This window comes from Kitasatospora sp. NPDC054795, from assembly GCF_053611565.1.
In genome coordinates, this window is sequence record NZ_JBSHAP010000016.1 from 45737 (window position 1) to 58448 (window position 12712).

At 73.3% G+C, this 12712-nt stretch carries 12 protein-coding genes; 5 read left to right on the plus strand and 7 right to left on the minus strand.

The window, feature by feature from the left end; all coding sequences use genetic code 11:
* Positions 1-9: 9 nt before the first annotated feature.
* The 4 genes from ACWGJO_RS08420 to ACWGJO_RS08435 all read right to left on the minus strand — a co-directional run bounded on the left by ACWGJO_RS08420 (position 10) and on the right by ACWGJO_RS08435 (position 2877).
* Positions 10-711, minus strand: coding sequence for a phosphoadenylyl-sulfate reductase (locus ACWGJO_RS08420; protein ID WP_452182740.1), 702 nt, complete (start codon positions 709-711; stop codon positions 10-12).
* Positions 692-874 carry a hypothetical protein gene (locus tag ACWGJO_RS08425; protein ID WP_452182741.1) on the minus strand — a complete coding sequence of 61 codons (183 nt, stop codon included), beginning with the start codon at positions 872-874 and terminating at the stop codon, positions 692-694. The genes ACWGJO_RS08420 and ACWGJO_RS08425 overlap by 20 nt, the downstream gene beginning before the upstream one ends.
* On the minus strand, positions 871-2595 hold the full coding sequence (locus ACWGJO_RS08430) for a nitrite/sulfite reductase (RefSeq protein WP_452182742.1): 1725 nt from the start codon (positions 2593-2595) through the stop codon (positions 871-873). The genes ACWGJO_RS08425 and ACWGJO_RS08430 overlap by 4 nt, the downstream gene beginning before the upstream one ends.
* Before the next feature lie 198 nt (positions 2596-2793).
* Positions 2794-2877: a putative leader peptide gene (locus ACWGJO_RS08435; protein WP_318264789.1), complete on the minus strand. Its 84-nt coding sequence runs from the start codon at positions 2875-2877 to the stop codon at positions 2794-2796.
* A gap of 178 nt (positions 2878-3055) precedes the next feature.
* Between ACWGJO_RS08435 and ACWGJO_RS08440 the strand changes: the two genes are divergently transcribed.
* On the plus strand, positions 3056-4522 hold the full coding sequence (locus tag ACWGJO_RS08440) for a YihY/virulence factor BrkB family protein (RefSeq protein WP_452182743.1): 1467 nt from the start codon (positions 3056-3058) through the stop codon (positions 4520-4522).
* A 102-nt stretch (positions 4523-4624) separates the two neighbouring features.
* On the opposite strand, the gene ACWGJO_RS08445 is transcribed toward ACWGJO_RS08440, so the two are convergent.
* A complete protein-coding gene (locus ACWGJO_RS08445; RefSeq protein ID WP_452182745.1) occupies positions 4625-6187 on the minus strand; it encodes an FtsW/RodA/SpoVE family cell cycle protein in 1563 nt (520 codons plus the stop codon).
* Between the two features lie 288 nt (positions 6188-6475).
* On the opposite strand from ACWGJO_RS08445, the gene ACWGJO_RS08450 reads away from it, so the two are divergent.
* Together ACWGJO_RS08450 and rsgA are read left to right on the plus strand one after the other, a co-directional pair.
* Positions 6476-7630, plus strand: a complete 1155-nt coding sequence (locus tag ACWGJO_RS08450) for a cytochrome c oxidase assembly protein (RefSeq protein ID WP_452182746.1) — start codon at positions 6476-6478, stop codon at positions 7628-7630.
* 375 nt (positions 7631-8005) lie between these two features.
* Entirely contained in the window at positions 8006-9151 is a 1146-nt protein-coding gene (rsgA, locus tag ACWGJO_RS08455; protein ID WP_452182747.1) for a ribosome small subunit-dependent GTPase A, read from the plus strand.
* A gap of 63 nt (positions 9152-9214) precedes the next feature.
* On the opposite strand, the gene ACWGJO_RS08460 is transcribed toward rsgA, so the two are convergent.
* Positions 9215-9673 (minus strand): ASCH domain-containing protein, encoded by a 459-nt coding sequence (locus tag ACWGJO_RS08460; protein ID WP_452182748.1) that lies wholly within the window; start codon positions 9671-9673, stop codon positions 9215-9217.
* Positions 9674-9869: 196 nt separating this feature from the next.
* Between ACWGJO_RS08460 and ACWGJO_RS08465 the strand changes: the two genes are divergently transcribed.
* On the plus strand, positions 9870-11528 hold the full coding sequence (locus ACWGJO_RS08465; protein WP_452182749.1) for a DNA-3-methyladenine glycosylase 2 family protein: 1659 nt from the start codon (positions 9870-9872) through the stop codon (positions 11526-11528).
* Positions 11525-12034, plus strand: a complete 510-nt coding sequence (locus ACWGJO_RS08470; protein WP_452182751.1) for a methylated-DNA--[protein]-cysteine S-methyltransferase — start codon at positions 11525-11527, stop codon at positions 12032-12034. Before ACWGJO_RS08465 ends, ACWGJO_RS08470 begins: the two co-directional genes overlap by 4 nt.
* Before the next feature lie 167 nt (positions 12035-12201).
* On the opposite strand, the gene ACWGJO_RS08475 is transcribed toward ACWGJO_RS08470, so the two are convergent.
* Entirely contained in the window at positions 12202-12711 is a 510-nt protein-coding gene (locus tag ACWGJO_RS08475) for a GNAT family N-acetyltransferase (RefSeq protein WP_452182752.1), read from the minus strand.
* Position 12712: the final 1 nt, after the last annotated feature.

Genomic DNA, 12712 nt, shown 5'->3' on the forward strand with positions numbered 1-12712 from the left:
GACGGATAATCAGAGGTGGATGCCGCACTCGGTCTTGCCGGAGCCGGACCAGCGGCCGGCCCGGGCGTCCTCGCCCTCGGCGGGCTTGCGGGTGCAGGACAGCGGGGAACAGCCGACCGAGGTGTAGCCCTCCCACAGCAGCGGGTTGAGCAGCACGCCGTGGGCGGCGACGTAGGCGTCCACGTCCTGCTGGGTCCAGCGGGCGATCGGCGCGATCTTGACCTTGCGGCGCTTGGGGTCCCAGGACACCACCGGGGTGTTCGCCCGGGTCGGGGACTCGTCGCGGCGCAGCCCGGTCGCCCAGGCGTCGTAGCCTGCCAGGCCCCGGTCGAGCGGCTCGACCTTGCGCAGCGAGCAGCACAGGTCCGGGTCGCGGTCGTGCAACCGCGGCCCGTGCTCGGCGTCCTGCTCGGCGACGGTCTTCAACGGGGTGAGCGTGATGACGTTGACCGGCATGGTCGCGGCCACCGCGTCCCGCGTCCCGATGGTCTCCGGGAAGTGGTACCCGGTGTCCAGGAACACCACATCCACCCCCGGGAACACCGAGGACGCCAGATGGGCCACCACCGCGTCCTCCATCGAGGAGGTCACACAGAACCGCCCGCCGAAGGTCTCGGCCGCCCAGGCGAGGACCTCCTGCGCGGAGGCCTCCTCCAACTCGCGCCCGGCCCTCTCCGCCAACGACGCGTAGTCAGTCGCCGTGCTGCTCATGTGACGTACCCCCGTGGTTGGTCGGTGACAGCAGGCCGAGGAACTTCAACTGGAAGGCGCGGCGGCATCCGTGGCACTCCCAGGCGCCGTGCCCGGCCTCGGAGGGGCGCAGGTCCTCGTCCCCGCAGTAGGGGCAGAAGAAAGGGGCCGCTCGCTCGCTCACGACAGCTGGTCCTCGGTCGCCCGGGCCGCCCACTGGGCGAAGCGCTCGCCCTCGGTGCGGTCGGCCCGGTAGCGGGTCAGCACGCGCTCGACGTAGTCGGGCAGGCCCGCGCTGGTGACCTTGAGGCCGCGGACCTTGCGGCCGAAGCCGGCCTCCAGGCCGAGCGCGCCGCCGAGGTGCACCTGGTAGCCCTCGACCTGCTCGCCGTGCTCGTCGGTGACGAGCTGGCCCTTGAGTCCGATGTCGGCGACCTGGATGCGGGCGCAGGCGTTCGGGCAGCCGTTGATGTTGATGGTCAGCGGCTCGGCGAAGTCCGGCAGGCGCTGCTCCAGCTCGTCGATGAGGGTGCGGCCGCGCTCCTTGGTCTCGACGATGGCGAGCTTGCAGTACTCGATGCCGGTGCAGGCCATGGTGCCGCGGCGGAACGGCGAGGGGGTGACCCGCAGGTCGAGCGCCTCCAGGCCGGCCACCACGGAGTCGACGTGCTCCTCGGCGATGTCGAGGACGATCATCTTCTGCTCGGCGGTGGTGCGCACCCGGTCGCTGCCGTGGGCGGCGGCGAGGTCGGCGATCCGGCCGAGCAGCTTGCCGTCGACCCGGCCGACGCGCGGCGCGAAGCCGATGTAGAACTTCCCGTCCTGCTGCCGGTGGACGCCGACGTGGTCGCGCCAGCGGGCGGCGGGCTCGGCCGGGGCGGGGCCGTCGAGCAGCGGGCGCTCGAGGTACTCGTCCTCCAGCACCCGGCGGAACTTCTCCACGCCCCAGTCGGCGACCAGGAACTTCAGCCGGGCGCGGTTGCGCAGGCGCCGGTAGCCGTAGTCGCGGAAGATGCCGATGACGCCGCCGTAGACGTCGGCGACCTCCTCCAGCGGGACCCACGCGCCCAGCCGCACGCCCAGCTTGGGGTTGGTGGACAGGCCGCCGCCGACCCAGAGGTCGAAGCCGGGGCCGTGCTCGGGGTGGACCACGCCGACGAAGGAGACGTCGTTGATCTCGTGCGCGACGTCGAGCAGCGGGGAGCCGGAGACCGCGCTCTTGAACTTGCGCGGGAGGTTGGAGAAGTCCGGGTTGCCGATGAAGCGGCGCTGGATCTCCTCGATGGCGGGCGTGCCGTCGATGATCTCGTCCTCGGCGATGCCGGCCACCGGGGAACCGAGGATGACGCGCGGGGTGTCGCCGCAGGCCTCGGTGGTGGACAGGCCGACGGCCTCCAGCTTCTGCCAGATCGCCGGGACGTCCTCGATCCGGATCCAGTGGTACTGGATGTTCTGGCGGTCGGTCAGGTCGGCGGTGCCGCGGGCGTACTGCTCGGAGACCTCGGCGATCGCCCGCAGCTGGGGGACGGTCAGCCGGCCGCCGTCGATGCGCACGCGGAGCATGAAGAACTCGGCGTCCAGCTCGTGCGGGTCCAGGATCGCGGTCTTGCCGCCGTCGATGCCCTCCTTGCGCTGGGTGTAGAGCCCCCACCAGCGCATCCGGCCGCGCAGGTCGGCCGGGTCGATCGAGTCGAAGCCCCGGTGCGCGTAGATCGTCTCAATACGTGTCCGCACATTGAGACCGTCGTCGTCCTTCTTGAACTGCTCGTTGGCGTTCAGAGGGGTGTAGTGGCCCATGCCCCACTGGCCCTCGCCGCGGTGGCGGGTCGCCTTGCGGGCCGCTGCGGGGCGGCGCTCGGCGGCGCGGTCGGCCGTGGGCTCGACGGTCTCGGAGGAGGTGGCCATGGTGAAGTCCTTCGGGGCAGGTGGCGCTGGCGCCGAATAGGTCGCGGGGCGTGCTCGGCCGTGCGGTGCCGCTCTGACCTGCGGATTTCTCAAGGCCTTGAGGGCAGTGGCCGGGACCGGGCGGGCGCCTGCGCATCCGCTGCGACGGGGATTGCGGGGGAGGTCGGCGCCGGGTGCGGTGGTGCGGCGGGGTCGGGCTCAGGTCACCGGACAGATGGCGCTGGACACGCGAAGGAGGTCGACGTGGAGTCGGCCTACTAGGGTGGTTCCGGCGCTAGACATGGCAAGAGATTCGCACGGCGCGGGACTCGCGGTCCACTAACATCCGAATACTGGACGTTGAGGTTTCGTCAGGCGAGACATCCGGACGTTCCCGCCGCTCCCCGCCGGGGCGTCCGGCCACGCGCCCGTACCCCCGGGGAGATCAACCGCGCGGCCCCGGCCCGATACGGTGGGCCCTGTGCAAGCAGCAGGCGATACGAGCAGACCGAACGCCGAGCGGCCCTCCCGGCGCAGGGGCAAGGGCGCGCGGCGGGCGGCGAAACAGGCCACCTGGCGCCGCACGGCGTGGGAGCTGGTCAGGGACACCACCAACACCTGCGTCGAGTACCGGGTCACCGGGCTCGCCGCGGAGGCGGCCTTCTTCACCCTGCTGTCGATCCCGCCGCTGCTGCTCGGGCTGGCCGGCACCCTCGGCTACCTCGACGAGTTCGTCGGCGCGGGCACCATCGCCGGGCTCAAGAAGAGCATCCTCTCGGCCTCCGGAACGGTGCTGTCGGACTCCTCCGTCAACGAGGTCGTGGTCCCGCTGCTGGACGGGGTGTTCGACCGCACCCGGCCCGACCTCGTCTCGATCGGCTTCCTGCTGTCCCTGTGGTCCGGCTCCAGGGCCCTGTACATCTTCATCGACACCATCACCGTCATGTACGGGCTCGACGGCAAGCGGGGCATCGTCAAGACCCGGCTGATGTCGCTCAGCCTCTACTTCGGCGCCCTGGTGATCGGCTCACTGGTGCTGCCGCTGCTGATGGTCGGTCCGGGGCTGCTGGAGAACGCGGTGCCGGGGGTGTCCGGGCTGGTCGGCGCCCTCTACTGGCCGGTCGCGATCGTGCTGCTGACCGTCTCGCTGACCACCCTCTACCACCTGGCCGTCCCGGTCTCGACCCCGTGGCGCGAGGACATCCCCGGCGCCCTGGTCGCCCTGGTGGTGCTGGTCTTCTGCAGCGTCGGCCTGCGGGTCTACCTGGTCAGCTCGGTCGAGGGCCCCTCGGTGTACGGCTCGCTGGCGGCGCCGGTGGCCGTGCTGCTGTGGATCTTCGTGGTGGCGCTCGCGGTGCTCATCGGCGCCGCGATGAACGCCGCGATAGACCGCCGCTGGCCCACCCTGGAGACCGCCGACGCGCGCGCCGAGAACGAGCGCGCCCACGAGGAGGCGGCCGCCGCCGTGGTCCGCGAGGTCGCCGCCCGGCGGGCCGTCGAACGGGCCCGGCGCGCCCGCGAGCTCGGGCTCGCCGAGGGAGTCGAGGAGGAGTGGGGCGAGGACGAGGGCGAGGACGTCGAGGTGCCCTCCGAGTACCCGGAGCGGTGGGCCGACGTGCTGGCCGCCGACAACGTGCGCGGCCGGCTCACCGCCCGCGGCGGGCCGCACCACCGGCCCGGACCGCCGCCGCCGGACAGCGACCGGCCGGCCGGGCCGACGCAGGGGGGCGGGCCGGGAACTCCGCCGGGGCCGCCGTCGGGACCTGCTTCCGGACCTGCTTCCGGGCCCGTGTCGGGGCCCGTGTCGGGGCCTGCGTCCGGGCCTGCGTCCGGGCCTGCGTCCGGGCCTGTGTCCGGGCCCGGTTCGGGGCCGCCGCAGGGGCCGCCCGGGCAGCCGCCGCCGGGGTACCCGCCGCGACCGCCCCGGCCGCCGTGGGACCAGCGGTAGGCGGAACGAAACGGCAGGAACGGACAGGGCCTCTCCCGCGGGTGCGGGGGAGGCCCTGTCGCTCGGGCGGGCGTGGGGCGGGCGGGGCCGGCGGACGACGGGTCAGGTGGCGGCCCGGTGCGATGGGTGGTCGTGGGCGGGGCGCAGCTCGGTCACGGCGGAGGGGTCGGTCGTGCCGGGGGCGGCGGGGGACGGGGCCGACGGGTTCGGGTGCGTCGGGGCCGGCGGGTCCGGGTGCGTCCGGTTCGGGTTTGTGGGGGCCGGGGCAGGGAGCGGCTCGGGGGAGGGCCGGGGCGGGTCCAGGGCGGTGCGTCCGGAGGAGTCGCTCAGCTTGATCAGCAGCGCCACCATCAGCCAGTTCGCCAGCAGCGACGAACCGCCGGCGGCCAGGAACGGCAGGGCCTTGCCGGTCAGCGGGACCAGCCCGCTCACCCCGCCGACCACCACGAACACCTGGAGCGCCAGCGCCGCCGACAGACCGGTGGCCAGCAGCTTGCCGAACGGGTCGGTCAGGCCGATCGCGGTGCGCAGACCGCGCTGGATCAGCAGCACGTAGACCAGCAGGATCGCGGTCGCCCCGGCCAGTCCCAGCTCCTCGCCGATGGTGGTGAAGATGAAGTCGCTGCGCCCGGCGAAGCCGATCAGCCAGGGCCGTCCCGAGCCCAGGCCGGTCCCGGTCATGCCCCCGGTGCCCAGGCTGAACAGCGCCTCGGCGGGCTGCTCGGAGATCGCCTTGTCGTGCACCGGCTTGTAGTAGTCGAGCGGGTGCAGCCAGGCCTCGACGCGGCCGTGCACGTGGGGTTCCACGGTGCCGACCACCGCCGCGCCGCCGACCGCCATCAGCAGGCCGAGCACCACCCAGCTGGTGCGCTCGGTCGCCACGTACAGCATCACGATGAAGATGCCGAAGAAGATCAGCGAGGTGCCCAGGTCGCGTTCGAAGATCAGTACCAGCAGGCTGACCACCCAGATCGCCAGCACCGGGCCGGCGTGCCGTCCGCGCGGCAGGGTGAGCCCCCAGACCTTCCGCCCGGCCAGCGCCAGCGCGTCCCGGGCAGCCATCAGGTACCCCGCGAAGAAGATCGTGATCGCGACCTTCACGAACTCGTCCGGCTCGAAGGAGAGCCCGAACAGCCGGATCCAGCGCTTGGCGCCGAAGCTGTCGCCGGGGGAGAACACCGGCGCCGCCAGCAGGATCAGCGCACCCGCCATCAGCAGGTAGACGTAGCGCTGGAAGAAGCGGTGGTGCTTGACGAGGACGATCAGCGCGAGTGCCACCGCCACCGAGATGAACACCCACATCAGCTGGGAGGGCGCGGCCGGGAGCTTCTGGTAGTCGCCCTTGGCGGCGTGCGCGGCCTTGTAGCTGAAGTCCAGCCGGTCCAGCAGCACCAGCCCGAAGCCGGTCAGGAAGACGCCCAGCGGCAGGATCAGCGGATCGGCGAACGGGGCGAACCGGCGCACCGCCAGGTGGGCCGCCCCGGCCAGCGCGCCCAACGACAGGCCGTGCACCAGCAGCCCGGGCGGCATCCGGCCGGTGAGCGCCAGGTTCGCGTCGACGTGTCCCGCCAGACAGACGGCCACCGCGAGGGCCAGCAGGCCCAGTTCGATGTTGCGGTGGCGCGCCGCGAGTCGGCGGCCGTCGCCGCGTGCAGTGGTTCGCACCTCTTGTCATCCCCTTGTCGAGCACGTGGCGGGTCTCGCCGACGGCGCATCCTGCCAGACGTTTGTGTCTTCGCCGCGGTTGCCGGAAGGAGCGGGAACAGGGCAGAACTTTGCCCGGGCATAGCTTTGTCGGGGCTCGGTAAAGCTTTGTTCAGGCCCGGGTATAGAGGCGGGCCCCGGGTGCGGCGGGGCCGTCGCGCGGGGACATCATGGCCGGGCGCCGGGGAGCCCCGGCGCGGGGTGCCCGACCGGCCGGGGACCGCCGGGACGAGCGAGGTGAGCGGGCGGATGAACGCAGTGGTGGGCGGCGCGGCGGTCGGGTCGGTGGGTGGCGCGACGGTCGGGCCGTCGGGCGGGCCGACCGGTGGTCCCGCCTCGGTGCTCGCCTACAGCGGGCCGCCGCCGTGGCGGTGGTCCGACCTGGCGACCTCCTGGACGGCCGAGCCGCTGGTGCTCGTGCTGTCGGTGCTGCTCGGTGTCTGGTACCTGGCGGCGGTGCGCAGGGTCAACCGGGCGGGAGGTGAACGCGCGGTAGGTGAACGCGCGGTGGGTGCCCGGGCGGCCGTGGGGGCCGGTGACGGGCGGCGCGCGGCCGGGTCCGGCGGCGGGCGCTGGCAGCCCACCCGTACCGCCGCGTTCCTCGGCGGGCTGCTGCTGTGGGTCTGGTGCACCTGCTCCGGCCTCGGTGTGTACGACCGGATCCTCTTCACCGACCGGGCCGTGCAGGTCGTGCTGCTGCTGATGGTCGTTCCGCTGCTGCTCGCGCTCGGCGCACCGGTCTCCCTGCTGGTCGAGGCGGCACCGGCGGCCCGGCGGGAACGCGTCCTGCGGGCGCTGCGCAGCCGCCCGTCCAAGGTGCTGATGTTCCCGGCGGTCTCCACCGCGCTGCTGATGGCGCCGCCGTGGCTGCTCTACTTCACGCCCTGGTACGAGTGGTCGGTGTCCAGCGGGATCGGGAACGTGGTGCTGCACCTGGCACTGGTGCTGCTGGGCCTCGCCTACTTCTGGCCGCGTCTGCAGCTCGACCCGGTCGGGCACGAGTACCCCCACCTGGTCGGGCTGTTCATCACCTTCGCCGAGGTGATCTTCGACGCGGGGCTCGGGATCGTGCTGATCTACGGCGGGCACCTGGTCGCCGAGCACTACTACCTGGCGCTCGGGCGGCCGTGGGGCCCGAGCCCGGCGCAGGACCAGACCTGGGGCGGCAACGCGTTCTGGGTGCTGGGGGACCTGGTCGGGCTGCCGTTCCTGGCCGCGCTGGTGCGGCGGATGGTGGTGCAGGGGCGGGAGGAGACCGAGGCGGTGGACGCCGAGCTGGACGCCCGCTTCGCGGCGGCCGCCGCGCGGGCGCGGGCGGGGGGAGGGCCGGAGGAGGAGGAGGAGACCGGGATGCGGCCGTGGTGGCTGGACGACCCGAACCTCAAGCACCGGTACGGGGCGTAGCGCGGGTCCCGGCGAGGGTGGTCGAGCCGCGGCGGATGCGCGTGGCGGCGGACGGCGGCGCGGGGCACCGTCTGGCCTTGCAAGGCGGGCCAATTTTGGTCCTCAGAGGCCGCTCTGGCGACCGCTTCCTCGCGTTTCCGCAGGTCAAAAATAGGTTGGCCACAATCCCCCGCCCCGCTAGCGTGTGACACATCCGGTTCGGGGGCCATTGGGCCGCCCGAGGAGTAGAGAGCAGGAGGTGAACCCCGTGGTCGTTGTCGCCCCGATAGCTGCCCAGGGCAGCACTCGCGTTCACCTCCTTTTCCCGGCCGCCGGCTGAGCCCTTCGCGCCAGCCGTAGCCCGCCGGGATCATCTCCTCCCGAAGGGCCACTGCGTTGTTCAACGCTGCCTCCGTTTCGTCGTTCTCTTCTCCCTCCTCTGCCTCTTCCTCCTCTTCGACTTCCGCCGACGCCTCCGCCCTGACCGGCTACGGCTGGACGGCCGAGCTCGCGGAGCTGTTCACCCCGTTCGGCGAGGCCGGGCTGCTCCCGGCCCGGATCGTCCGGGTCGACCGCGGCCGGTGCGACGCCGTCATCGCCGACCCGGAGACGGGCGAGCCGCGCACCGTCCGGTTCGACACCCGGCCGGTGGGCGATGCCGACATGATCAACTGCCCGTGCACGGGCGACTGGGCGGCGGTCGACCTGTACGCCCAGCCGATGGCCTCCGTCGCCGCGCTGCTGCCGCGCTCCACCGCGATCATCCGCAAGGTGGCCGGCAAGCGCTCCGACGGCCAGGTGCTGGCCGCCAACGTCGACACCGTGCTGATCGCCTCCTCGCTCGCGACCGACCCCGATCTCGGACGGATCGAGCGCTTCCTCGCCCTGGCCTGGGAGTCCGGCGCCGACCCGCTGGTCGTCCTCACCAAGGCCGACCTCGTCGACGACGCCGACTTCATCCGGTCCGACGTCGAGGCGGTCGCCCCCGGAGTCACGGTGCTCGTGGTGAGCGCCGAGACCGGCGAGGGCATGGACGTGCTCCGCGCCTGCACCCCCGGCACCACCGCGGTGATCGGCCAGTCCGGCGTCGGCAAGTCCACGCTCACCAACGCGCTGGCCGGCTCCGCGGTGATGACCGTCCAGGAGGCCCGCGAGGTCGACCAGAAGGGCCGCCACACCACGACCACCCGCGAACTGATCCCGCTGTCCGGCGGGGGCGTGCTCATCGACACCCCCGGGCTGCGCGAGGTCGGCCTCTACGGAGGCGAGGGCGTGGACCTGGCCTTCGCCGACATAGCCGAGCTGGCCGAGGAGTGCCGCTTCCAGGACTGCGGCCACCACACCGAGCCCGGCTGCGCGGTGCAGGCGGCGCTGGCCGACGGCACCCTGCCGCAGCGCCGAATGGACAGCTACCTCAAGCTCCAGCGCGAGAACGACTGGATCGCCTCGCGCACGGACGCCCGGGTGGCCAAGGCGCGGCTGAAGAAGTGGAAGACGATCACCAAGTCGATGCGAGCCGTGGGAGGTCCGGTGAAGCGCTGAGCCCGGGCACCGGCCGGCCGCCGCGAAACGGCCGCCGGCCGGGGCCCGCCGGGCCCGCCCGGCTCAGCGGAGGTCCGCCACCACGCGGAAGCGCTGCAGGACCACCGGAGTGGTGTCGTCCACGGTGAAACCCGGGTCATCGAGGGCGTCGAGCATCTCCGGGCTGCGCCAGAACCGCTCGTGCACCGCACGCCACTCGGCCACGCTGGTGCACCCCTCGCCCTCGTCCAGGGCGTGCTGGAGGTCGACCTCCGCGAGCGGGACCACCCGGACGTCCGTGGTCTCGATCACGGCGACCCCGCGGCCGTCCGAGTCGAGGACGGCGGAGCGCTCACCGGGCAGCGGCAGGGGCTCGCTCTCGTGCTCGTAGTCGGCGATCAGGCCGGTGGTGCTGGTCTTGGCACCGTCGAGGATCGCGGCGACCAGCTGGTCCCGCAGAGGGCCGGGGAAGGCGAACTCTGCCGGGGGCAGGGCGATGACGCGCGGGTCGTCCGGGCCGGTGTAGGGCTGCTGCTCGCTCATGCCGCGAGAGTAACGGCGGGGCGCTCGGCGGGCTCGCGAATTTCAGGGCCCCGGGCCGGTGCGGTGGGCCTGCGGGTTGTGGGCCGTGAGCCGTGGGCTCACGGTATGGCGGGTGGCGGGTGGCGGGTGGCGGGTGGCGGGTGGGAGGGGGAGGGGGAGGGGGAGGGGGAGGCCCCCGAAGCAGCGATCAACGGCGATGTCCGATTCCCGCCAGTCACCCCCCGCCCAGTGCCGCAAACTGGACAACGTGATCGACGACGACATCCGGTACCGAGCCGTGGACAGCCGCGACTCCCGCTTCGATGGGGTCTTCTTCACGGCGGTCACCTCCACCGGCATCTACTGCCGTCCGAGCTGCCCCGCCGTGACCCCCAAGCGCGTCAACTGCGTCTTCTACCCCAGCGCCGCAGCGGCCCAGGGGGCCGGTTTCCGCGCCTGCCGCCGCTGCCGCCCCGACTCCGTGCCGGGCTCGCCCGAGTGGAACCACCGCGCCGACCTGGTCGGCCGCGCGATGCGCCTGATCGGTGACGGCGTGGTGGACCGCGAGGGCGTTGCCGGCCTGGCCGGCCGCCTCGGCTACAGCGCCCGCCAGCTGCAGCGCCAGCTGATCGCCGAGCTCGGCGCCGGCCCGATCGCGCTGGCCCGCGCCCGCCGCGCGCAGACCGCCCGACTGCTCCTCCAGACCACCGAACTGCCCGTCACCGATGTCGCGTTCGCGGCCGGCTTCGCCTCCGTCCGCCAGTTCAACGACACCGTGCGCGAGGTCTACGACCGCACTCCCAGTGGTCTGCGAGCCGAGGTCGCCGCCGGCCGCCGCAGCGCGACCCCGGCCGGCGGCCTCACCCTGCGTCTCGCCTACCGCGGCGCGCTCGACAGCGAGCACTTGATCGACTTCCTCGCCCTGCGCGCCGTCCCCGGCGTGGAGGAGGTCGTCCCCGGCGCGCGGCCCGGTGTGCGCGTGTACCGTCGTACCCTCGCGCTCCCGTACGGCCACGGCATCGCCGAGGTCGACGGCCTGGCGCCGGGCGAGCCGCCCACCCGCGGCTGGCTCGACTGCCGCCTGCTGCTCGCCGACCTGCGCGACCTGCCGACCGCCGTCCAGCGCCTGCGCAACCTCTTCGACCTGGACGCCGACCCGCTCGCGGTCGACGAGCAGCTCGGCGCCGACCCGTTGCTCGGCCCGCTGGTCCGCGAGCGCCCCGGCCTGCGCTCGCCCGGCCACGTGGACCCGCACGAGCTCGCCGTCCGCGCCGTCCTCGGCCAGCAGATCAGCGTCGTCGCTGCCCGCACCCTGGCGGGACGGCTCGCCGAGAAGTACGGCACCGCGCTGCCCGAGCCCAGCGGCGGCCTTCGGCTGCTCTTCCCGACCGCGGCCGCCCTGGCCACCGCCGATCCGGAGGACTTCGCGATGCCCGTCGCCCGCCGCCGCGCGCTCACCGGCCTGTGTGCCGCGCTGGCCGAGGGCGTGGTCCGGCTCGACAGCGGGGTCGACCGGGAGGAGGCCGCGGCCGGCCTGCTGGACCTGCCCGGCATCGGCCCCTGGACGGTCGGCTACCTGCGGATGCGGGCGATGGCCGACCCCGATGTCTTCCTCCCGAGCGACGTGGGCGTCAAGCACGGCCTGCTCCGTCTCGGCGCCGCGGGGGACCCGAAGTCCGCAGACCGCGCCGCCGAGGCCTGGGCCCCGTGGCGTTCCTACGCCGTCCACCGGCTGTGGGCCGGCCCCGTGAGCACCGGCCCCGTGAGCACCGGCCCCGTGAGCACCGGCTCCGCGAGTACCAGTCCCACGAACACCGGCATCAGCACCGGCAACACCAGCGACACCAGTACCGGAACGGAGAACGGACGAGCATGAGCACCACCGTCTACACCACCATGGAGAGCCCCTTCGGTCGGCTGCTGCTCAGCGGCGTCCTGCCCGAGGAGGGCGGACCGGCCGCGCTGGCCACGGTCACCGTGCCCGGCCAGAAGTACGCCCTGGCCGAGCCCGCCGACGACTGGGTCCTCGACCCGGAGGCGCTCGCCGAGCCGGTGGCCCAGCTGACCGACTACTTCGCCGGCAAGCGCACCGGCTTCGACCTCCCGCTCGCGCCCGAGGGCACCGAGTTCCGCCGCAGGATCTGGGCGGCACTGGACGAGATCCCGTACGGCAAGACCGTCACGTACGGCGAACTCGCCGAGCTGGCCGGGCAGGAGCCGCGCATGGTCCGGGTGGTCGGCGGCGCGGTGGGCGCCAACCCGCTGCTGATCGTCCGCCCCTGCCACCGGGTGCTCGGAGCCAGCGGTGCGCTCACCGGCTTCGCCGCCGGCGTGGACCGCAAGCGCTGGCTGCTGGACCTGGAGAGCGGCACCCTGTTCTGACCGCCGGGGTGCCGCGAACGTCCGAGCCCCCGAGGTCCGAGCCCCCGACGTCCGAGCTCCCGACGCCCGAGCACCGGACCTTCAAGCACCGGACCTTCAAGCACCGGACCTTCAAGCACGAAAGCCCTGCCGAGCCCGCCACCACCGAGCCCCCCACCGCAGAACGCTCAACTCCGCAGTTCCACCCGCCAGTTGTTGCTGCGCATGAGCCGTCCGGGCGGGAACTCGAAGTTCGTCTCGCCGAGCAGTGTGAAGCCGGCCTTCGCGCAGACCGCGTTGGAGGCGGGGTTGTCCACCGAGGGGAAGGCGTGCAGGTGGGGGTGGGCGGCCTCGCGGCGGGCGGCCTCGACCGCCGCGCGGGTCGCGGCGACCGCGATGCCCCGGCCCTGGAAGCCGGGCAGCACGTTCCACCCCATCTCGTGGACGGTCCGGCCCTCCCACGTCCGGGTGCCGTAGCCGACCGTCCCGACGGCCTCGCCCTCGGGCAGCAGCACGATCCGGTACATGCAGCCGAGCCCGGACGGGACGAAGTCCAGGTAGCGCCGGTGCCGTACGAGCAGCTGCTCGGCGCTCTCCGGCCCGCCGACGTGCTTCTTCATCTCCGGCGTGTTGACCCGGCGCAGCAGCGCGAGGTCGTCGTCCGTCCAGGGCTCGATCCGTACCGCTGTGCTGGTCATG

Coding starts and splice junctions, on each gene's coding strand:
- ACWGJO_RS08435 (WP_318264789.1), bottom strand. CDS start 2,877: ATGTCTAGCGCCGGAACCACCCTAGTAGGCCGACTCCACGTCGACCTC.
- ACWGJO_RS08450 (WP_452182746.1), top strand. CDS start 6,476: ATGAACGCAGTGGTGGGCGGCGCGGCGGTCGGGTCGGTGGGTGGCGCG.
- ACWGJO_RS08475 (WP_452182752.1), bottom strand. CDS start 12,711: ATGACCAGCACAGCGGTACGGATCGAGCCCTGGACGGACGACGACCTC.
- ACWGJO_RS08470 (WP_452182751.1), top strand. CDS start 11,525: ATGAGCACCACCGTCTACACCACCATGGAGAGCCCCTTCGGTCGGCTG.
- ACWGJO_RS08420 (WP_452182740.1), bottom strand. CDS start 711: ATGAGCAGCACGGCGACTGACTACGCGTCGTTGGCGGAGAGGGCCGGG.
- ACWGJO_RS08460 (WP_452182748.1), bottom strand. CDS start 9,673: ATGAGCGAGCAGCAGCCCTACACCGGCCCGGACGACCCGCGCGTCATC.
- ACWGJO_RS08430 (WP_452182742.1), bottom strand. CDS start 2,595: ATGGCCACCTCCTCCGAGACCGTCGAGCCCACGGCCGACCGCGCCGCC.
- ACWGJO_RS08465 (WP_452182749.1), top strand. CDS start 9,870: ATGTCCGATTCCCGCCAGTCACCCCCCGCCCAGTGCCGCAAACTGGAC.